This window comes from Lysobacter sp., from assembly GCA_013141175.1.
Classification (GTDB): Bacteria; Pseudomonadota; Gammaproteobacteria; order Xanthomonadales; family Xanthomonadaceae; genus Lysobacter_I.
Map to the genome: position 1 here is coordinate 2,643,755 of JABFRN010000001.1, position 20,065 is coordinate 2,663,819.

The window sequence follows — 20,065 nt, forward strand, 5'->3', positions numbered from 1 at the left end:
GAGGGGCGGCGCGCGTGATGCGCGTCGTCGTGTCCGGGACCGCTGTCCTGTCCAGCGCCGCGGGATGAACGGGGCGCGGTCGTGGCGCGTCCCGGCTCAGTAGCCCCGGTTGTGGCGCAGCCTGCGCGCGATCGCGGCGCGTGCGACCAGCGCGAACAGGACGCCGAACAGAAACCCGGCGATGTGCGCGCTCCAGGCCACTGCGCCGAAGGCCGGGCCGATGTAGGCGAACACCACCTGCAGGACCGCCCAGACGCCGATCAACAGCGACGCCGGTGCGCGGATGAATTCGAGGAACAGGCCGAGCGGTACGACCACGCCGAGCTTGGCGCGCGGGAACAGCGCGAGATAGGCACCGATCACCGCCGACACCGCCCCGCTTGCGCCGATGATCAGCCGTTCGGGCGTGCCGATCATGAACACGGCGGCCAGATTGGCGATCGTCCCGCCCATCAGGAACAGCGCCAGGAAGCGCCACGGGCCCATCGTGCGTTCCGCCGGCAGCCCGAAGATCAACAGGAAGACGAGGTTGCCCAGCAGATGCGCCCAATCCGCGTGCAGGAACATGGCGGTGAACAATCGCAGCCAGCGCTGATCCGTCCATAGCGCGTGCCAGGTGTCGATGGCCGCCGGCCCTCCGGTCAGCGCGCCCCATTCCTGCAGGAGCGCACGCTGGGTCGCGTCCGGTCGCGTGCTCGCCCAGAGGTAGGCCAGCCACAGCGCGGCGAAGACCAGTGGGGTGGCCCAGCGCAGGCCGGATTTCTGACGGGTGGGAAGCTGAACGAACATGGCGTCTGACGATCGCGGAAATCGTGGGGAATGCCCATGAAAGCACGGGTTCCCGTAAAAAAGGGGTTGTTAGCTTTGAGTTAACGGGCAAGGTATAGTGCGCACGGCGTCGTACGTCGGGAGGGGGCTTCCGGCAGGAGCGGCACGGGCAGGGATACAGGCCTGGTCGCGCGACGCAGATCATCATCCTGTCCACGGAGACGCAAGCACAATGCAAACCCAGAATCGTTTCATCCAGGTGACCGCGCTCGCGCTCGGCATCGCCGGCGCGCTCGCTGTCGGCCAGGCGCAGGCCTCTGGCTTCCAGTTGAAAGAGAACAGCGTGAAGGCCATGGGCCGCGCGTTCGCCGGCTCCGGTGTCGCCACCGGCGACGCATCGGTCGTCGTCAACAACCCGGCGACCATGACCTCGTTCGAGGGCACCACGATCCAGTCGGACGTGACGGTCGTCGATCTCAACGCCAAGTTCGATGGCGGCGGCTACGCAGGCGTCGGCTTCGGCCCGGTGTCCGGTCCGCTCACGGGCAGCGACGGCGGCAATGCCGGCGGCGTGACCCCGGTTCCGGCCATGTCGATCATCCACAAGTTCGGCAACGGCCTGACGGTCGGTGCCATGGTCAGCGCGCCGTTCGGTCTGAAGACCGAATACGACGACGGCTGGGTCGGCCGCTATTCCGCGCTCACCTCCGACGTCAAGACCGTCGACCTGACGTTCTCCGCCGCGTATGAAATCGTGCCGGACCGTTTCTCGGTCGGCGCAGGCATCGTCTATGAGCGCGCTGAAGTCGAATTGTCGAAAGCCGTCGATTTCGGTACCGCGCTGTTCGCCAACCCGGCGACGCGTCCGCTGCCTTTCGCCCGTCCGCAGTTGCGCGACGGCAAGGCCGTCATCTCCGGCGAAGACAACAGCATCGGCTACATCTTCGGCATGAATTTCCGTCCGACCGACAAGCTGACCATCGGCCTGTCGCATCGTTCCGAAATCGATCACGACCTGACCGGCAAAGCCGACTGGACCGTGCCTGCCGATGTCGCGACCGTGCTCGGCTCGAGCCCGACCACTGCGCCGCTGTTCCGCGACGGCAACGTCAAGGCGAACCTGACCACGCCGAGCATCACGTCGCTCAGCGTCGCCTACCAGTTCAACGACCAGTTGGCGATCATGGCCGACTACGCGGAAACCGACTGGCATTCGCTGCAGGAAGTCCGCATCGACTTCGTCAATCCCGATCCGGATTCGGTCGAAGACTTCAGCTGGGGCGATACCCGCTTCTGGTCGATCGGTGCCGAGTACAAACTGTCCGAAGCGTTCACGCTCCGCGGCGGTTACGCCTACGACGAAACCCCGACCACGTTCGCCACGCGCACCCCGCGCCTGCCCGACGAAGACCGTCGCTGGTATTCGTTCGGCATCACCTGGAACATGAGCGAGCAGATCGAGATCAATGCGGCCTATACCCGCATCCAGCCCGACAAGCCGAAGATCGGCGTTCTGGACGCGCAGCGCCATTCGCTGTTCGGCGAGTTCAGCAGCGACGTGAATCTGTTCGGCGTTTCCGGCCGCTACAGCTTCTGATATCCGCTGTATCGTGTTGCACGAGAAACCCCGCTCCGGCGGGGTTTTTTGTTGGGCGTGAACAGCGCTGCGACAGTTTTGGTCGGGTCCATGTCGATGCGGACGCCAAGCCATGCGATCGAAAAAATTCACTTGTGTGCGATTGAAATTTCGTGATAATCGCGGTCATGGGTTCACGGATTGCCATGCCTTGCATGGGCCGCAGTCGACCCGCATGACGATGAAGCCAGGGACGGTCCAAATGTCTATCCTTCAAGCCTGCACACCAGTCCGCACGCATCCGGGCCGACGTGCCCGCTGCGCGTCGATCGAACGCACGACAAGGCAAACCCCATGACTGAACGGCAAGACCGTGTCCGGCTGCAAGGCCTTGATGAAATCCTGTCCATGCTGCGGAACAGTCGCAGGCTTCTGTTGACGTTGGCGTTGCTGGTCGGCGCAGGCGCATTGGCGGCGGTGCTGGCGCCGACGGTGCCGCCGACCTTCTGCACCACCAGCGGCTGTTACCCGACGCTGGACAAGGCCGAGGCTGCGGTGCGCGCCTCGCCCGGCTATGCCGGCGTGGGATCGCTGGTGGAGCACATGCAGACGGTGCGTTTGAGCGCCACCAGCGTGCGCCAGCAGTACTGGCTGCGCGACCGGCCCGTGGCGTCGGTGCGCGGTTTGGCGTACTACGCCGCTTATGGACTGCAGGGCGGCAGCACCGGCAGTTGCACGCTGAGCGACGACCAGATCGCCAAGCCCGGCTGGTGTGCGGACGAGGGCGAACTGGTGAACCTCGGCCTGTCGCGCATGCAGGCGGCGTGGGCGAGTGCGGGATGCACGGTCACAGAGACCGTCATCACCAAGGACTACGACCCGCCCGGATTGAGCGCATCGCCGGGCACACGGGGGATCGTCGGCTACGGCGCACGCAACTACCGGACCCGGGGCACCTGCACCAACGGCGCCACCAAGACGCAGACCTGGTCGATCTCCAAACAGCGACCGGTCTATTGCCGCACGAACTTCGGTGCGATCCCGATGGATACGGTGTCCGAGGCAACGCTGACCACCGCGAATCTGTGCGAGGCGGACCAGTCGGCCATTGCGCAGATCACCATGCCGATCCAGCAGTGCGCCAGCTGCCCCGGCAGCCCCAATCCAGTGTATCCGGCGACCGGTGAAAAGCAGCGCGCGGAGCCGGATTTCACGTTCGCAGGGCAGACCTTCACGCGCTACTACCGTTCGCTGCGCCAGTTCCGCAACAACCCGAGCTTTGCGGTGGGCTGGAGTCACAGCTACGCCGAACGGTTCCTGGTGTCGACCAACGACCATATCGACGAAGCGGGCAACTACGAGGGCTATGTGTCGATCGGCGGCAACCGCTACCGCGCCGCCAATGCGCCGGACCGCATCGCCGAGAAGGTCAATGCCGGCGGGATCAGCTGGCGGCTGCGGATGCCGGATGGCGAGGTGCGCGAGTTCGACACCAGCGGTTATCTGATCGCGATCCGCAACCCGAACGACCCGCTGAACGATGTCGTCATCGCGTACACCGCCGACAAGGCGATGTCGACCGTCACCGACGCGCAGGGCCGCGCGCTGCGCTTCGAGTATGCGGACAACCTGCTGCGGCGCATCGTGCTGCCCGACGGCGCCGACGTTGCCTACGCTTACGACGCCAACCTCAACCTGACCGCCGTGACCTATCCCGGTGGTGCGACCAAGCAGTACCACTACAACGAGCCCGGCTTGGCCGGCGATGTCGATCAGCGTCATCACCTGACGGGCATCACCTCCGAAGACGGCCAGCGCTTCGCCTCGTTCGGCTACGACGCGCGCGGTCGGGTCACCTCCAGCCGCGTGCTGGGCACGCCCAACGAACTGACCACGGTCAGCTATCCGACCGAGGACAGCGCGGTCATCCAGACCGCCGAGGGCGACAGCCGCGCCTACACCATCCAGCCGGGGACCTATCGCCGCATCCTGGGTGCAGTGGACAGCGGGGGCTCCGCCGCGCAGACCTTCGATACGCAGGGACGATTGGCGACCAGCACCGACAAGCGCGGCATCCTCACCCGCTACGAGTACGCAGCGGACTATCGTTCGGCCACGGTGGTCGCGGCGGACACGCCGGAACAGCGTCGCGAGGAAGTGACGCGCGACCCGGCCACGCGCCTGATCACCGAAGCGCGGACGCTCGATCACCTGGGCGCGCTGGTGGCGCGCACCACGTGGACCTACAACGCCCGCAATCAGGTGTCGGCGATCACCGCGTTCGACCCCGATGGCGCCACCGGCGCGACGCGCAGCGCCACGATGACCTACTGCGAGACGGCGGACGTGACGGCCGGCAGCTGTCCGCGGGTCGGTCTGGTCACGAAGATCGACGGCCCGCGCGCAGGCGCGGCCGATGGGGTGACCTACACCTACCGCATGGCCGACGAACCGGCCTGCGCGGCGTCGCCGTCCACCTGCGCTTATCGCAAGGGCGATCTGTGGAAGGCGACCAATGCGCTCGGCCATGTCGTCGAAACGCTGCGCAGCGATGGTGCGGATCGACCGCTGTCGCTGCGCGACGCCAACGGCATCGTCACCGATCTGGAATACGACCCGCGCGGCCAGATGATCGCCAGCAAGGTGCGTGGCAGCGACGACGGCAGCGAAGCGGACGACCGGATCACCCGGATCGAGTACACCCCGGCCGGCACGGTGCACCGGGTGATCCTGCCCGATGGCGTCTACACGCAGTTCGGTTACGACGCGGCGCTGCGGCTGACCTCGGTCGCCGACCCGGCCGGCAACACGATGGTGTTCACGCTGAACGCGGCGGGCGAGCCGCTCAAGGAAGACACCCGGGACACCAGCGGCGCGCTGCTGCGCACGCTGTCGCGGACCTACGACACGCTGGGCCGGCTGCAGACGCAGTCCGACGCCGACCTGCAGCCGACGGGCTTCGGTTACGACCCGGAAGACAACCTCACCCTCACCACCGACGCGCTGAACCACAAGACCGCCCACAGCTACGATGCACTGGGCCGGCTCAAGACCACGCTGCAGGATGTGGACGGCGTGGCGGCGCAGACGCAGTTCCAGTACGACGCGCTGGACCGGCTGACCCAGGTGCTCGATCCCGGCGGCCTGCCGACCACCTACACCTACAACGGCTTCGGCGAGGTGCTGACGCTGCAGAGTCAGGATACGGGTCTGGCGACATCGACCTACGACGAGGCCGGCAACCTCAAGACCCGCACCGATGCGCGCGGCATCACCGAAACCTACAGCTACGACCTGTTGAACCGGGTGACGGCGGTGAGCTACCCCGACAGCAGCCGCAACGTCAGCCTCGTCTACGACAGCGCGCCGGTCGACTGTCCGAGCGGCGAACGCTTCAACCAGGGTCAACTGTCGGTGATGACCGACAGCAGCGGCAGCACCGGCTACTGCTACGACCGCTATGGCCAGCTCAGCCGGAAGCTGCAGCTCACGCAGGGCCGCAGCTATGCGCTGCGCTATCTCAACACCGACCCGCGCGGCTGGCTGCCGGATCAGACGACTGCGGTGCAGAACCCGCCGCCGGGCAATCAGTACATCGGCCTGATCCACCCCGACGGCAGCAGCGTGCGGATCGTGCGCGATGCGCAGTCGCGGCCATCGGAATTGAAGGTCACGCTGGCCACGGGGCAGACGAAGACCCTGCTGAGCGGTGCGACCCATTACCCGTTCGGCCCGGTCAGCCGCTGGACCTACGGCAACGGCCGCATCCTGCGTCGCTCGTTGAACCAGAACTACCAGCCGGGGTTTGTCGAAGACACCACGGCGGGTGGCATCAGCGAGGGTTACAGCTTCGATGCGGCAGGCAATCTCGAATCGCTGCGCAAGGCGGATCAACTCGATCCCGCGCGCCGAGCCTACCGCTACGACGGTCTGAATCGATTGACGCAAGTGCGCGACGGCGCGAACGGCGCGAACGGGACCGTGCTGCAGGCCTACACCTATGACGGCACCGGCAACCGCACGAGCCGGACGGACAGCGGCACGGCAACGACCTACGTCTACGGCCCGGCCAGGCATCGCCTGACCCAGATCGGCACGGAAGGTCGCAGCTACGACGCCGTGGGCAACACGACGCGGATCGAGAAGCCCGGAGCAGTGACGCGCGAGTTCGCCTACGACGATGCCAACCGCATGCGCCAGGTCAAGCGCGACGGCGTGGTCGCGATGAGCTACCTGTACAACGGCAAGGGCGAGCAGGTTTACAAGACCGGCAGCGGCAGGACTATCGCGACGCTCTATGACGAAGCCGGTCATTGGATTGGCGATTACGACGCGAACGGCCAGCCGATCCAGCAGGCGATCTGGCTGGACGGTCTCCCGGTTGGGCTGCTGGTGGGCGCGGGCGCGAACCAGAAGCTGTACTACATCGAAGCGGATGCACTGGGTACACCGAGGGTGGTGATCGACCCGGATCGTAATGTGGCTATCTGGAACTGGAATCTCGCCAATGAGGCGTTCGGCGATAGCGCCGCGAACGAAGACCCGGATGCGGACGGCACTACGTTCGTGTTCGATATGCGCTTCCCGGGGCAGCGATACGATGCGGCGAGTGGCCTCAGTCAAAACCACTTCAGGGACTACGACGCCGCGACCGGGCGATATGCGCAGAGTGATCCGATCGGCATCGACGGCGGCATCAGCACGTATGGCTATGCGAACGGCGCACCAACGATGTATGGCGATCCGGATGGGTTGATTGCGGGGCGCATTGGACTACAGTTGGTCACCCGGTTCGTGCTGCCGAGACTGGGCATACAGTTGGGGGCCAGGGCCGCAGTCCGAGTGACGCGGGCGAGGGTTGCGCAGCATATGGGGATGAGGACGGTTGCGAGAACCGCATCCCATAGTGAAGTGTTGACGGCGGAATCGGCGGCTTGCAGAGCGGGGTCTGGTGCCGCAAAGAGAGCTGCACCTCCGAATCTAAGTCCTGCTGGTGCTGGTCGGAGGGGTGCGTTTAACGAGGCCAAGCGACAGTCCGGCATCCCAACAAGTCAACAACCCAGTCGAGTCCTAACAAATGTGGACAAGCGAGGCAACCTGCAACCGGGGCGAATCTACGAATTCGAGATTCCCGCTCCAGGTGGAGGGACCAGAACAATGAGAATTCGCAATGATGCTGGGGGGCACAATTTCGGCCCCGCAAATCCGCAAAATCGTGGCCCTCATTTCAACGATGCTAAAGGTAATCACTATGACTACTGACATCTTAGTGGACTTTGCTCAAGATATCTTCGTAGAGAACAATGTAATGAACTTTGACACGGTCAATTGGCCAATGAGCAGCCCGCTTGCAGGTGCAAGTTGGGTTGCTACTGAAGCATCACCAAATGACTCGCTGCTAGCTGTACTGCAGTTTCTGTTCGTCAAGGTGAGAGCCAATTTTCCTAGCGCTGAGGTCTGCCTACTTGTCGGTACGTCGGCTTGGCAGCCGAATAATCGTGTTGTTCGATATCACAGACTATGGGGAGCTTTGAAGGCAAGGGGGCTTGCAGCGCTTGGCACTGATCAACGGTCTGAAGAAGTCTTGCTTGAATCAGATAAAGGGCTGAAGTTCTTTGGTGCCGCGAGACTTTCAGATATGGCAATTGAAGATGCCGTTCAGGTTCTCCTAAGCGAGAACTGTTCGTATCTCGTTGTACTTTTGGGCGATATCTCTCCTCGCGATTTAATCGATGTTGGCTGGTCTGGCGATATGGCCAAAGACTTCCGGATAATTAATCGTATAGCTGATTCAGATTCACTACTGCTCAAGAAGATTGGTGAATTCGATGATAAAGGGATAGGTGTTGTCGCGATCGGGCGCCAAAATGTAGTAAAGACTCTTCTAGCTTGATTCGGAAGCCAATGCCTGTATCCCGCACAATGAGCACCGTATGGTGTATGTGGACTCCTCCCGATGGTCAACCGCTTTTTCTGATCTTGGTTGAGATTGCGAACGTATATCCGGTCTGTGAGTGAAGCCTTTGGCTTCTGTCCATGATGGAGCAATCGCACGCGGGCGCCTCAGAAAGCTGTCAGCCTCGAAAGCCGCCACCCTACTATAGGACCGCAGAGCGGGCGGTCCCCCACTTTTTCTGATTGCATAGCTCATCACGTGGTGCCTCTTGAAGCGGCAACACGGTTCCCTGAATTAATGAGAAGAGCCGCGCAATCTGGCTTAAACATCAACGGAAGAAATAATAGCGCTCTGTTGGACGGCATCAATCATGTTGGTGGTCATCCTATATACAACAGGGAGGCATTGGGGCAGCTTGGGCGTGTCAATCCAAGCCTCTCTCCTGCTCGCGCTGCAAGGGAGTCGAAAGGGATCTCTGATGCCTTGCAAAATTAGGTTGCAAGTACCATGAGGCACGACTATTTGGCAGATTGGGACGCATTCGTTCGAGTAATCATTTCGATGATCGAGGCGGGGCATGACGAGGCGTCGATATCAGAGAGATTCAATGGCCTCATGGTGGAATGGAGTGGAGTTATCATTGAAATAAAACTGAATGAAGAGTTTGCGCCTGGGGTAGCGGTTTCAATGGATACTGGAATTTTTCCGATATCAAACGGGAAGTCATTGAGAGCAGATTATCTTTTTTTGAACATTCGCCCATCTGATAGTTCGGATTGGAAAAACTGCAAAATCGGGGACAGAATCAGATTTCGAGCAAAAATATCTAGAGCCCTGGGGCCATTCCCAGGGGTTCAGCTTTCTGAATTCGATGATGATCCGGAAATTATCTTGATGCTTGGGTTGTATGAGTGTCAGACCATGCATTCGGACTAAAGCTATCTCAAAATTGCCCGGGCAGGACCGTAGAGTGGGCTTTATGCCCATCGCATGACGCTTGAATAATGTCGGTAGTCAGTTTGCCCGCGTACGGATTGGCTTCGATGATGGTTCGCGGCGACGTGATTTATTGCAATGATGGGCATAAAGCCTAAGGTCACCCCACTTTTTCTGATTGCAGATCAATCAGATACGGTTTAGTGTCCGCAAAAACAGCGCGTGCATGCCGCGGTTTTTTCCTCGGGGTATCGAAGCCTGAGGACCACGCCATGCACGCGACCGAGATTCTGCTCCGTCCACTGGCCGCTGCGCTAGACCCGATGCATGGCCGCAGACGCAACGTCCTGCTGCATGCGGTTCAGGCGTTGATTGACGGTCGTCGTTTGACGTTGACCGATCTGTCCCGGTCTTGGCCTGACGCGACCTTTGCACACGCGCCGCTGAAGGCGCTGGATCGCTTGTTGAGCAATCGCCATTTGCATCGGGAACACGGTGCGCTGCGTCGGGCGATGGCGGCGTGGTTGCTGACCCAGGCGCGTCCAGTCATTGTCGTGGACTGGTCCGATCTGAAGGGCGATGGTCGTTGGTGCTTGTTGCGGGCAGCAGTGCCGGTGGGAGGTCGACCGCTGACGGTGTACGAGCGCATTTATCCGAACGCCCGATTGAATTCCCCGGGCGCGCAACGGGAGTTTCTTGATGCGCTGGCGACGATCATTCCTGTATGCAAGCCTGTGATCGTCAGTGATGCGGGATTCCGCAGCGACTGGTTTCGTGCAGTGGCTGCACATGGCTGGGATTACGTCGGGCGATTACGCAACAACACGAAAATTCGTGGTCCACAGCAGGAATGGCAACCTTGCAGTTCGCTGCATGCGGGCGCATCCGGTAGATCGGAAGCCATGGGTGCATGGTCAATGGTGCAGGGTTCGCCCTGGTCGTGTTTCCTGGTGCGCTTGCGTCGCAAGACGCACAAGCCCAGCCGATCGGAAAAGCACGCATTGAGGCCCAAAGGCGATCGGATGGTGCAAAAAGCGCGTAAGCGAGAATGCGAGCCTTGGCTGTTGGCAACCTCGCTGTCGCCGCAGGAGGCCAGCGCATCGCAGGTCACTGCAATCTACGCCAAGCGCATGCAGATCGAACTGGCGTTCAGGGATCTGAAAAGTCACCGCTACGGGATGGGATTCGAAGACAGCTTGAGCCGTGCTCCCGAGCGGTTGGCGATACTGCTGCTGATTCATACGATGGCGGCATTCGCTGCGTGGTTGCTGGCGCGGGCAGTGAAAGAGGCGGCGGTGGCAACGGACCCATTGACGGACAAAACAAGTCACCGCGCCCGTTACAGCGAACAGCGCCGGTGCTTGGAATGGATGCGGCACCGAAGACAATGGCCACCGGAGCTATTGAAAATGGTGCGCAAGATCTCGACGGAAATTCCTGGAAGAAGCATGAAAAAAGTGGGGTGACCTTAGGCTTTATGCCCACCGCAACGAAGGTTGATTGATAGTCGCGGCCTGTTGCCCATGCGAAACTTGACTTCGATCGTTGCGTCGGCGACGAATGCGTTGCTATGGTGGGCATAGAGCCCACCCTGCGGATATCGATGGCGGTGCTCGTCGGTTAAATGCATTGATTATGTTTCTTTGAGGGTATTCATATGGAATTTCCAAGCACAGCTGATTTTTTGGAAGCATTCGGTATGGAGCCTGTTGAGCAAGATTCCAGCATGGCGTATTGCCGATATGTAAAGCAGTCAGGCGATGGTCTTCAGGAATTGGACATATCTTTCAGTGCAGTGGCTGAATCATTTCAAGCGGTACTGCGCTGTGGCAACAAAGAGACGATTCGGTTTTCATCCGAAAATGTGAGGAAGATCGAGATCCATCGCGATCAACTCAGCTCAGGTGTTCATGTTTTCTTCAAAGTTCGTGATGGAACGTCAGAAGCGGTTGTGCTTATGGAGCCGGATTTGCATTGCCATTGGTGGGCATTGAGGGATTGATGGCCAGAGGCTGGGCTGTATACCCATTGCATGACGTTTGAGCGATGCCGGCAATTAGTTCGCCCGAGTATGCTTTGGCTTCGATGATTTTTCGCGGCGATCGATATGCTGCAATTCTTGGCATAAAGCCCACCCTGCGAGACTGTATCGAGTTGCACAAAAAAATCCGCTTCGGTGGGTTCTTTTGTTGGGTAACGCAAACGTCGCGTCAGTTGCACCATTGCTGCTCGCACGGAATGCCATCGCCATCGCCGTCCATCTGTGTGCCGGGACAATGCTGCAGCACTTGGGTGGCGTCTGCGCATGAGCGCATCTGCGAGCAGTGCGTGCGCCCATCGCAACGATAGCCTGGCGACGCAGCTGCACCAGGGGCGCTGTGCGACGGATTGGTCGGCGCAAGACTCGTTTCCGCGCTTCGTCCGTGCAGGGTGTCGACGGCGACGGCGCGGTATTCGAGAAACTTCCGGTAACCGAACGCCAATCCGCCGATCAGCAACACCGCGAAGATCAGCGTGCCGAGTCCGCCGGTCGATCTCCGGTGAGATTCGCGTTGCCGGCGCCGTTCCGGGTGCGGCGCCGATGTGCGCACGGGCATCGGCCGCGACGCCTGTTCGTTCGGTCTTTGCTGGTTGGGTTTTCGTTCGATCGGCGCGAGCGTGAAATCGGCGCGTCCCTGCGGTATATCGTAGGTGACGGCCTTGGCCTGTTTGCGGCCGTCTGTCGCGGTCACGATCTCGAAGGACAGCGCATCGCCGACCTGCGGTTGCCGTCCGCTGCGCGGAAAGGCGGTGATATGGACGAAGATGTCGACGCCGCTGTCGCGCAGTCTGACGAAGCCGAAGCCGCGATCCGCATCCCATTTGGTGAGAGTCCCCAGCGCTCGCATCGGTGCGTCTCCGTTCGCAACGTTCCGTTGGTGCGGCTCAGCTCGCCGCGAGTTCCCGCAGGTAGAAGGTATTGCAGCCGCCATGGCCGGTCGCGCCCATCGCCGTGTCGATGCGGCGGAAGCCGCTGCGTTCGTACAGGCGCATCGCAGCGTCCATGCCGGTGAGGGTTTCGAGGTAGCAGCGCTGGAAGCCGGAGGCGCGGGCGGCGTCGAGGCAGCGCGCCATCAATGCCGTGCCCGCGCCGAGGCCGCGCAGTGATGGCAGGAAATACATTTTGCGCAATTCGCAGACGCTGCTGTCGCCGCCGGACAGCGGGGCGATGCCGCCGCCGCCTTCCACGACCGGATGTCCGGAAGCATCGTTGCGCTCGATCACGAAATACGCCGATCGCGGTTCCGCGTAGGCGCGATGCATCCAGTCGACTTCCGGATCGTTGATGGCGAAGCCGCAGCCGCTCGCGCCGAATTCGGGCATCACGCTGCGGATGATCGCGGCGATGGCGGCATCGTCGCGGGCTTCGATGGGGCGGATGCGGAACGTCGGTGTGGTGGAAGTCGGCATGGGCGGACAGGATCAATGCGCAGGCGAAGGATGCAGGCCGCCCTGTTCGAGGCGACGCGCGAATTCGTCGGGTTTCAGGCCGGGCGCGAACAGGAAGCCCTGCGCGATCGGCACGCCGAGCCGCAACAGGAACTGGCGCTGCGCTTCGGATTCCACGCCCTCGGCCACCAGGCTCAGGCCGAGGCTGCGCGCGATCCCCGATACCGCCTGGCATACGGCGACGTCGGAATTGTTGTTCGGCACGCCTTCGACGAACAGCTGGCTCAGCTTCAAACCATGGATCGGCAGCCGGCGCAGATAGTTCAACGCGCTGTAGCCTTCGCCGAAGTCGTCGATGGTCAGGATCACGCCCATCTCGCGCAGGTCGGCGAAGGTGCGCAGGGTATCGGGTGCGTCCTCGATCAGCACCCGTTCGGTGAATTCGAGTTCGAGTGCGGCACCGGGCAAGTGGAATTCGTCGAGGATGTGCCGCACGCCTTCGGCGAGGTCTTCGCCGACGAACTGGCGATACGACACGTTCACCGCCACGCGGACGATGCCGAGCCCGGCGTCGCGCCACGCCGCGACCTGGCGACAGGCTTCGCGCAGGACCCAACTGCCGATGCGGACGATGTCGCCGGTGGTTTCGGCGTGGCTGATGAAGCGGTCCGGGCGCAGCTCGCCGAGCAGATGGTTCTGCCAGCGGATCAGCGCTTCGGCGGCGACGATCCGGCCGCTGAGCAGATCGACCTGCGGCTGGTAGACGAGATGGAATTCGCCGTTGTCGGCGGCGCGGCGCAGATGGGTTTCCATCCACAGCCGGTCCGCCTGGGTCTGCGCGAGCGCGGGCGTGAACGCCTGCCATGCGTTGCGCGAGCGGCGCTTGCTGTCGTACATCGCGGCGTCGGCGTTCTGGATCAGCGACTGCGGGCGTTCGCCGTCGCTGGGCGCGCGGGCGATGCCGATGCTGGCGGTGATCGTGAATTCCTCGTTGTCGAAGCGGAAGCTGTCCATCAGCGATTGCAGGATCGCGCCTGCGATCCGCTCCGGACGCTGCGGGTCGTCGGCGAGATTGCAGACCACCAGGAATTCGTCGCCGCCGAAACGCGCGACCAGCCCTTCGGTGCCGACCGCGTTGGCGATGCGCTGCGCGGCCGAGGCCAGCAGTTCGTCGCCGGCCGCGTGGCCGAGCACATCGTTGACGACCTTGAAACGGTCGAGGTCGACGTACAGCACCGCGACGGCGGCGTGCGTCGGGTCCTGCATCCGCACTTCGAGTTCGACGAGGATCGCATCGCGGTTGAGCAGCCCGGTAAGCGGGTCGGTGCGCGCCTGCACACGCAGCGTCTCTTCGGCGTGCTTGCGCTCGGTCATGTCCTGCAGCGTGCCGACGATGCGCGATGTGCCCGGGTCGCCGGTATCCGCTTCGCCGATCACGCGGATCCAGCAGACATGACGGTCGCTGCGCAGATACTGCAGTTCCAGGTCGAAGCTGCCGCCGGTTTCGATCAACCGGTCGATGGCGTTGCGGATGTGATGCTGGTCCGGGCCGTAGACCCCGGCGAGCATGTCGTCCATCGTTTCCGGCGTGGGAATGCGGCCGAGGATGCGCTGTGCCTCGCGGGTGAGGTACAGCCGCTGGCGGCCACGGTCCCATTCCCAACCGCCGATATGGGCGAGGCCCTGGGCGCGGTCGAACAGCACGTTGTCGCGTTTGAGCGTGGTGACATCGCTGAACATCGCGAACACGTACTGCGGTGTGGTGCCGCCGGCTTCGAACACCGGTACCGCCGTCACCGAGATCCAGGACATCCGCCGGTTGGGCACGAAATACAGGCCGATGACGGTGTTGCTGATGGCCTGCGCACGTTCCAGCGCCAGTGTCGTCGGCCATTCGTGGAAGCCCAGCGGCCGTCCACGGGCATCGACGATGTTCCAGTTCTCGGGCTGCAGCAGCGTATGCACGCTCTGGCCGGGCTCGGCGCCGATCGCGCGATGCGCGGCCGGGTTCGCCGAGATCACGTGCATGTCGCGATCGAACAGGATCACGCCGACGTCGATGGATTCGAGCAGCAGCCGATAGCGCGTTTCCGCCTGCCAGCGGTTGCTCAGGTCGCGCGCCACCGCGACCATCACTTTCTTGCCTTTGTAGTCGAAGCCGGCTGTATGCACCTCCACCGGGAAACGGCTGCCATCGGCGCGCATGTTCGCCACTTCGACCACGTAGGTCTCGCCGCGGCTCAGCGCCTCCCACACCGGCACCATGTGGTCCGGGGGCAGATCGGGGTTCAGCACTTCGATGGGTTGGCCGACGATTTCCGCGCGCGAGCGTCGATACGCGGCCATGCCGGCCTTGTTGAGATCGAGGACGGTGCCGTCCCAGGCGATGATGCTGACCGGGTCGGGCACCGCGTCGAACAGCGCGGAGTAGCGCAGGCGTTCGGATTCGGTGTCGGCGATCGCGCTGTCCAACGCGGCGTGGGCGCGGTCGAGCAGCGCGCGGGTATCGGCGTCGAGGTCGGCGTTCTGTCGGGCCTGGTCCAGTGCGGCCAGTGTCTGCGTCATTTCGACGGACGGCGGCAGCGTGGGATCTGGCCAGGTCTCGGTCATCGTGCCCGGTCCGTGATGGATGACGTCCGCGCCTGGGTGAATTTGCTGCCGGTCGGTCGGCCGAGCAATTGCGCCAGCCAGCGCCCGGTGGCGCTGAGTGCGTCGAGGTCGATGCCGGTGTCGAGGCCCATGCCCTGCAGCATATACGCCACGTCCTCGGTCGCGACGTTTCCGCTGGCGCCTTGTGCGTACGGACAGCCGCCGGTGCCGGAGACGGCGGCGTCGACCACGCGCACGCCCGCTTCCAGGCAAGCGAGGATATTCGCCAGCGCCTGGCCGTAGGTGTCGTGGAAATGCACCGCGAGTGCGGCCATCGGCACCTCGTCCGCGACCGCGCGCAACATCGCTGCGGCCTTGGTCGGCGTGCCGATGCCGATGGTGTCGCCGAGCGAAATTTCGTAACAACCCATCGCATGCAGCGTCTTCGCCACGCGCACGACATCGGCCACCGGGACATCGCCCTGGTACGGGCACCCCAATACGGTGGACACGTAACCGCGCACCGCGACGCCGTCGGTTTTCGCGCGCGCAACGACGGGTTCGAACCGCAGCAGCGATTCCTCGATGGACGCGTTGATGTTCCGGTGGTTGAAGGCTTCGGATGCAGCGGTGAACACCGCGATCTCGTCCACGCCCACCGCGCGGGCGCGTTCGTAACCCTGTTCGTTCGGCACCAGCACCGGATAGCGCACGCCGGGTCGCTTTGCGATGCCGATGTAGACCTCGGCGGCGTCGGCCAGTTGCGGCACCCATTTCGGGCTGACGAAACTGGTCGCCTCGATGCTGCGCAGGCCCGTGGCGGAAAGACGGTCGATCAATTCGATCTTCGTCGCCGCCGGCACCAGCGTCTTCTCGTTCTGCAGCCCGTCGCGGGCGCCGACTTCGACGATGCGGACGAAGTCGCTCATCGGGCGGTGTCCAGCGGAAGGCGGCGGAGCGCCAGCGTCCCGCGCGCTTCGGCCATGCGGAACATCGCATCGCCGCGCGTGCGCAGCAGGGTTGCGATGGCTCTGCGGTCGCCTTCGACATGGATGAGTTCGTCTTCGATCCGGCGGCCGGTGGCTTCGCCCTTCGTTCCCGCCTGCATCGCGATCTGCGGGTCGGGTAGCCACAGCAGGGCGCTGTCGCCTTCGATGCGGTAGCGGGCCAGGAAGACGCTGCCCTTCGGCGCGCTGCGGATGAGATCGCCTTCCGCCGCCATCAGCCGGTCCGCGTCGGTGGGGCTGAACACGAGGTAGCGGTCGTCGCCGAGCGTGAAGCCGGTGAGCGTGGCGCGGTGGAAACCGCCGGCCTCGTCCGGCCAGCGCAGCGTGCAGTCCGGTCCGATCTCGACGATATTGTCGAGCGGGCCATCCTTCACGGGTTGCCAGCGCCCCGCCAGCGCGGGGTCGCAGCTGAGCTTCGATACGGGTGCGCGTTCGAAGGCGACGCATCCGGACAGGAGCGACAGCGCGAGCGAGTACGTCGCGAAGCGCAGGCTCATTGCGTCAGCACCACCAGCACGGCATCGGCCTCGACGAAATCGCCGACGGCCACGCGGATTTCGGCGACGATGCCCGAGCACGGTGCTTTCAGCGCCAGTTCCATCTTCATCGCCTCCATCACCAGAATCTCCTGGCCGTCTTCGACAGGGTCCCCGATCCGCGCTTTGATCAGCACGATGCGGCCGGGCATGGGGGCCCGGGTGCGGTCGCTGGCGGTATCGGCCTGTTCGCTCGCCGGCTGATACGCAGGCACCCGCGCGAACCGCCAGCGACGTTCGCCATCGTGCACATCCACACGCGCGAACGCATCGGAAGCGCCGCCGGCATCCACACGCAAACGGCGGCCTTCATCATCGAAACGGGCAAACAACATGTCATCGGCCAGCCGCGCGCCGCGCACGTCGACCGCGCCATCCGCGTCCTCGAAGCGATAGTCGCCGGTCGTGCCGTGTGCGATCAGCGTGTGGCGCTCATTGCCGTCGTCCAGTACCAGGCGCCGATGTCCGGCGTGGCCCAGGCGCCAGCCGTCGGCGATGGCCCACGGTGAGCCCGGATCGCCGCCGATGGCCGCGGATGCGCGGGTCTGCGCTTCTTCGATCAGCAGCAGCGCCGTCGCCGCCGCCATGCGCGCAGCGCGCGCGTGCGATGCGCCTGCGGGCTTGGGCATGAAGGCATCGAGATCGCGATCCAGCGTGCCGGTGTCGATGGTCGCGTCGACGACGCTGGGGTGGCGGATCAGCCGTTCGAGGAACGCCACGTTGGATTTCGGGCCATCGATCGAACACTGCGCGAGCGCGTCGCGCAGGCGGGCGAGGGCGCGCGGGCGATCCTCGTCCCAGACGATGAGTTTTGCGATCATCGGGTCGTAGAAGATGGTGACGGTGTCGCCTTCGATCACACCGCCATCGATGCGCGTATGCGCGTCCGCTGCGGGCAGCCGCAGCCGCGTGAGCTTGCCAGAGCCCGGCAGGAAGCCCGCTTCCGGATCCTCCGCGTACAGCCGCACTTCGATGGCGTGACCGCGCTGGGCGATTTCATGCTGCGCGTTCGGCAGGCGTTCGCCAGCGGCGACGCGCAGCTGCCATTCGACCAGATCGAGGCCGGTGACGTATTCGGTGACCGGATGCTCCACCTGCAGGCGCGTGTTGATCTCCATGAAATAGAAGCGACCGTCCTGGCCGACGATGAATTCGACGGTGCCGGCATTCTGGTAATCGATCGCATGCCCGGCCTGCACCGCCGCTGCGCCCATCGCTTCGCGCAGTTCCGGCGTGAGGAACCGCGAGGGCGATTCTTCCAGGACTTTCTGATAGCGACGCTGCGCCGAGCATTCGCGTTCGTTGAGATGGATCACTTCGCCGTACGCGTCGCCGAAGATCTGGATCTCGATGTGGCGCGGTTTTTCGACATAGCGCTCCAGCAGCACGCGGTCGCGGCCGAAGGCGTTGCGCGCTTCGCGCTGGCAGCTTTCGAGATTCGGCAGGAACTCGCCGGAATCGCGCACGATCCGCATGCCCTTGCCGCCGCCGCCGTGCGCGGCCTTGATCATCAGCGGATAGCCGATGGCGTCGGCTTCGCGCTGCAGCAGTTCGGGCGTCTGGTCTTCGCCGGTGTAGCCCGGCACCACCGGCACGCCTGCGGCCTGCATCAGTTGCTTCGCGCCGGCCTTGCTGCCCATCTTGCGCATCGACGCGGCTTTCGGGCCGATGAAGACGATGCCGGCGGCTTCCACCGCATCGGCGAAGTCCGCGTTCTCGCTGAGAAAGCCGTAACCGGGATGGATCGCCTGCGCGCCGGTGGCTTTCGCGACGTCCAGAATCGCATCGCCGCGCAGGTAACTGTCCTGTGGGCGCGCGCCGCCGATGTGCCGCGCTTCATCGGCCAGCCGCACGTGCTGCGCATCGGCGTCGGCATCGGAATACACCGCGACCGTGCGGATCCCCAGCCTGCGGCAGGTGCGGATCACCCGGCAGGCGATCTCGCCGCGATTGGCGATGAGGATCTTGTCGAACATCTTTCGCTGCAGGCTGCTCAAGCTTCGCCATCCCAGTAGTCGAGGCTCTCGCCGTGGCGGGCGAGATGACGGAAGTCGTCGTGGCCCATGCCGGTGATCGCGTTCAATTTGCCCGAATCCGGGTATTCGCAGATTTCAGGAAACGCCATGGTGCTCACGGCGAGAAAGCGCAGTTCGTCGCTGCCGGTGTTGACGAGTTGATGCGCGGTGTCCGGCCCGCCCGGTGGGCAGGCGATGACATCGCCGGCGCGGATCGGATAGGTCGAATCGCCGAGCTTCAGCTCGCCCGCGCCATCGAGAATGTAGAACATCTCTTCGTTGACCCGGTGCGAATGCTTCGGGAACGCGGCCTTGCCCGGTGCGACTGCAGTGAGGTTGTAGCCGAGCTTCTGCGCGCCGATGTGCGGACCGATCGGACCGATGCGTCCGCCGAAGCGCGCAGTCGGCATTTCGCTGCCGCGCTGCCGCGACCGTTCCGCCAGATCGATCATGTCGACATCGGCGATGTTGAGGATGGGTGAAGTCATGGTCAGGGCGTCCAGCCGGGTTTGCGCTTTTCGAGGAATGCGATCAGGCCTTCCTGGCCTTCGGGCGAGACGCGCAGGCGGGCGATCAGGTCGGCGTTGTCGCGGTCGAGCTTCTCGCGATCGTGCTCGCCATCGACGCGCCTCACCAGCAGCTTCGCGTGGCTGGCGGCCAAGGGACCCGCATTCAGCAGCAGATCGATCTGCCGCTTGATCGCCGCGTCGAGCTCATCGGCAGGGACCACCGCATGCAGCAGGCCGATCCGCAGTGCCTCGGCGGCGTCGAAATGCTCGGCGCTGGCGAACCAGCGTCGCGCCTGTCGCGCACCGACGGCGGCGATGACATAGGGCGAAATCACTGCCGGCAGCAGCCCGAGCTTGCTTTCGGTCAGGCCGAATTTCGCTTCGTCGCTGCCGATGGCGATGTCGCAGCAGGCGACCAGACCGACGCCGCCGCCGAAGGCCGCGCCGTGGACGCGGGCGATGGTCGGATGGGGCAGGTCGTCCAGTGTCCGCATCAGGCGGGCGAGGGCCAGCGCATCGACGCGGTTCTCCTCCTGGCTGGCGGTGATCATGCCGTGCATCCAGTTCAGATCGGCGCCCGCCGAGAAACTGGGGCCCGCGCCTTCCAGCACCACGACCCGGACCGTCTTGTCCGCGCCGATGGCGACCAGCGCCGCGGTCAGGCTTTCGATGAGGTCGGCGTCGAAGGCGTTGTGCAACGCCGGTCGATACAGGCGCAGATGGACAACGGCGCCATTGCGGTAGTGCTGCAGCGAATCGGTCATGCCCCTGATCCTGAGTGTGGTCCGCAATGCGAAGATATGA

The 20,065-nt window shown here is 63.6% G+C and carries 15 protein-coding genes; 6 read left to right on the top strand and 9 right to left on the bottom strand.

Annotation, left to right across the window (positions count from 1 at the left end):
• Positions 1-96: 96 nt before the first annotated feature.
• Positions 97-789 (bottom strand): rhomboid family intramembrane serine protease, encoded by a 693-nt coding sequence (locus HOP03_11590; protein NOT88812.1) that lies wholly within the window; start codon positions 787-789, stop codon positions 97-99.
• Between the two features lie 211 nt (positions 790-1,000).
• Between HOP03_11590 and HOP03_11595 the strand changes: the two genes are divergently transcribed.
• From HOP03_11595 to HOP03_11620, 6 genes are all read left to right on the top strand, one after another.
• Positions 1,001-2,365 carry a porin gene (locus HOP03_11595; protein NOT88813.1) on the top strand — a complete coding sequence of 455 codons (1,365 nt, stop codon included), beginning with the start codon at positions 1,001-1,003 and terminating at the stop codon, positions 2,363-2,365.
• A gap of 387 nt (positions 2,366-2,752) precedes the next feature.
• Complete coding sequence (locus HOP03_11600) at positions 2,753-7,606, top strand: type IV secretion protein Rhs (protein NOT88814.1); 4,854 nt, start codon at positions 2,753-2,755, stop codon at positions 7,604-7,606.
• On the top strand, positions 7,596-8,237 hold the full coding sequence (locus HOP03_11605; GenBank protein ID NOT88815.1) for a hypothetical protein: 642 nt from the start codon (positions 7,596-7,598) through the stop codon (positions 8,235-8,237). The genes HOP03_11600 and HOP03_11605 overlap by 11 nt, the downstream gene beginning before the upstream one ends.
• Positions 8,238-8,747: 510 nt before the next feature.
• Positions 8,748-9,176 carry a hypothetical protein gene (locus HOP03_11610; GenBank protein NOT88816.1) on the top strand — a complete coding sequence of 143 codons (429 nt, stop codon included), beginning with the start codon at positions 8,748-8,750 and terminating at the stop codon, positions 9,174-9,176.
• Positions 9,177-9,448: 272 nt separating this feature from the next.
• On the top strand, positions 9,449-10,642 hold the full coding sequence (locus tag HOP03_11615) for an IS4 family transposase (GenBank protein NOT88817.1): 1,194 nt from the start codon (positions 9,449-9,451) through the stop codon (positions 10,640-10,642).
• A gap of 191 nt (positions 10,643-10,833) precedes the next feature.
• A complete protein-coding gene (locus HOP03_11620) occupies positions 10,834-11,178 on the top strand; it encodes a hypothetical protein (protein ID NOT88818.1) in 345 nt (114 codons plus the stop codon).
• A 208-nt stretch (positions 11,179-11,386) separates the two neighbouring features.
• On the opposite strand, the gene HOP03_11625 is transcribed toward HOP03_11620, so the two are convergent.
• The 8 genes from HOP03_11625 to HOP03_11660 are packed head-to-tail and all read right to left on the bottom strand — an operon-like array spanning position 11,387 to position 20,025.
• Positions 11,387-12,064, bottom strand: a complete 678-nt coding sequence (locus tag HOP03_11625; GenBank protein ID NOT88819.1) for a cold shock domain-containing protein — start codon at positions 12,062-12,064, stop codon at positions 11,387-11,389.
• 37 nt (positions 12,065-12,101) lie between these two features.
• On the bottom strand, positions 12,102-12,626 hold the full coding sequence (locus HOP03_11630) for a GNAT family N-acetyltransferase (protein ID NOT88820.1): 525 nt from the start codon (positions 12,624-12,626) through the stop codon (positions 12,102-12,104).
• 12 nt (positions 12,627-12,638) lie between these two features.
• Positions 12,639-15,215 carry an EAL domain-containing protein gene (locus HOP03_11635; protein NOT88821.1) on the bottom strand — a complete coding sequence of 859 codons (2,577 nt, stop codon included), beginning with the start codon at positions 15,213-15,215 and terminating at the stop codon, positions 12,639-12,641.
• Positions 15,212-16,123 (bottom strand): hydroxymethylglutaryl-CoA lyase, encoded by a 912-nt coding sequence (locus HOP03_11640; protein NOT88822.1) that lies wholly within the window; start codon positions 16,121-16,123, stop codon positions 15,212-15,214. Before HOP03_11640 ends, HOP03_11635 begins: the two co-directional genes overlap by 4 nt.
• Positions 16,120-16,698 (bottom strand): hypothetical protein, encoded by a 579-nt coding sequence (locus tag HOP03_11645; protein ID NOT88823.1) that lies wholly within the window; start codon positions 16,696-16,698, stop codon positions 16,120-16,122. The genes HOP03_11640 and HOP03_11645 overlap by 4 nt, the downstream gene beginning before the upstream one ends.
• A complete protein-coding gene (locus HOP03_11650) occupies positions 16,695-18,713 on the bottom strand; it encodes an acetyl/propionyl/methylcrotonyl-CoA carboxylase subunit alpha (GenBank protein ID NOT88824.1) in 2,019 nt (672 codons plus the stop codon). The genes HOP03_11645 and HOP03_11650 overlap by 4 nt, the downstream gene beginning before the upstream one ends.
• Before the next feature lie 17 nt (positions 18,714-18,730).
• Entirely contained in the window at positions 18,731-19,240 is a 510-nt protein-coding gene (locus tag HOP03_11655; protein ID NOT88825.1) for a cupin domain-containing protein, read from the bottom strand.
• A gap of 2 nt (positions 19,241-19,242) precedes the next feature.
• Entirely contained in the window at positions 19,243-20,025 is a 783-nt protein-coding gene (locus tag HOP03_11660; protein NOT88826.1) for an enoyl-CoA hydratase/isomerase family protein, read from the bottom strand.
• Positions 20,026-20,065 lie beyond the last annotated feature (40 nt).

Excerpts from the sequence above, each read along its gene's own strand:
- HOP03_11645 (NOT88823.1), bottom strand. The coding sequence starts at position 16,698 with ATGAGCCTGCGCTTCGCGACGTACTCGCTCGCGCTGTCGCTCCTGTCC.
- HOP03_11640 (NOT88822.1), bottom strand. The coding sequence starts at position 16,123 with ATGAGCGACTTCGTCCGCATCGTCGAAGTCGGCGCCCGCGACGGGCTG.
- HOP03_11660 (NOT88826.1), bottom strand. The coding sequence starts at position 20,025 with ATGACCGATTCGCTGCAGCACTACCGCAATGGCGCCGTTGTCCATCTG.
- HOP03_11590 (NOT88812.1), bottom strand. The coding sequence starts at position 789 with ATGTTCGTTCAGCTTCCCACCCGTCAGAAATCCGGCCTGCGCTGGGCC.
- HOP03_11655 (NOT88825.1), bottom strand. The coding sequence starts at position 19,240 with ATGACTTCACCCATCCTCAACATCGCCGATGTCGACATGATCGATCTG.
- HOP03_11595 (NOT88813.1), top strand. The coding sequence starts at position 1,001 with ATGCAAACCCAGAATCGTTTCATCCAGGTGACCGCGCTCGCGCTCGGC.
- HOP03_11610 (NOT88816.1), top strand. The coding sequence starts at position 8,748 with ATGAGGCACGACTATTTGGCAGATTGGGACGCATTCGTTCGAGTAATC.
- HOP03_11635 (NOT88821.1), bottom strand. The coding sequence starts at position 15,215 with ATGACCGAGACCTGGCCAGATCCCACGCTGCCGCCGTCCGTCGAAATG.
- HOP03_11620 (NOT88818.1), top strand. The coding sequence starts at position 10,834 with ATGGAATTTCCAAGCACAGCTGATTTTTTGGAAGCATTCGGTATGGAG.
- HOP03_11650 (NOT88824.1), bottom strand. The coding sequence starts at position 18,713 with ATGTTCGACAAGATCCTCATCGCCAATCGCGGCGAGATCGCCTGCCGG.
- HOP03_11600 (NOT88814.1), top strand. The coding sequence starts at position 2,753 with ATGCTGCGGAACAGTCGCAGGCTTCTGTTGACGTTGGCGTTGCTGGTC.
- HOP03_11630 (NOT88820.1), bottom strand. The coding sequence starts at position 12,626 with ATGCCGACTTCCACCACACCGACGTTCCGCATCCGCCCCATCGAAGCC.
- HOP03_11605 (NOT88815.1), top strand. The coding sequence starts at position 7,596 with ATGACTACTGACATCTTAGTGGACTTTGCTCAAGATATCTTCGTAGAG.
- HOP03_11625 (NOT88819.1), bottom strand. The coding sequence starts at position 12,064 with ATGCGAGCGCTGGGGACTCTCACCAAATGGGATGCGGATCGCGGCTTC.
- HOP03_11615 (NOT88817.1), top strand. The coding sequence starts at position 9,449 with ATGCACGCGACCGAGATTCTGCTCCGTCCACTGGCCGCTGCGCTAGAC.